Origin of the sequence: Bacillus sp. SIMBA_008 (assembly GCF_046535495.1) — a bacterium.
Taxonomy (GTDB): Bacteria; Bacillota; Bacilli; order Bacillales; family Bacillaceae; genus Bacillus; species Bacillus subtilis.
Genome location: NZ_JAWRWL010000358.1, coordinates 1 through 277, shown reverse-complemented (window position 1 = coordinate 277; position 277 = coordinate 1). Strand labels below are relative to the sequence as shown.

Here is a 277-nt window from a genome sequence, read left to right as displayed (position 1 = left end):
GATGCAATCCTTTACTGCACTTCGTGATGAAGCATACGGTGTCGCGCTGTTGACGGACTGCGTGAGAGAATACCAGATCACAGGAGAAGACTACACAACAATCGCGTATACGCTCTTCCGCTGTTTCGGAAAAATGGGGAAAGAAAATCTTCTTTACCGTCCAGGACGCGCATCTGGCGAAAAAATTGTTGAGACACCTGACGCTCAGCTGCAAGGGGCACTGTCGTTTTCATTTGGCATGCACTATAGCAAGGATGCTGTCAGCGAGGGGCACTTA

General features: G+C 49.5%; 1 pseudogene. It reads left to right on the top strand.

Annotated elements, in window-relative coordinates:
- Positions 1–277, top strand: a pseudogene (locus tag SB658_RS23585) (alpha-mannosidase); the annotation flags it as partial.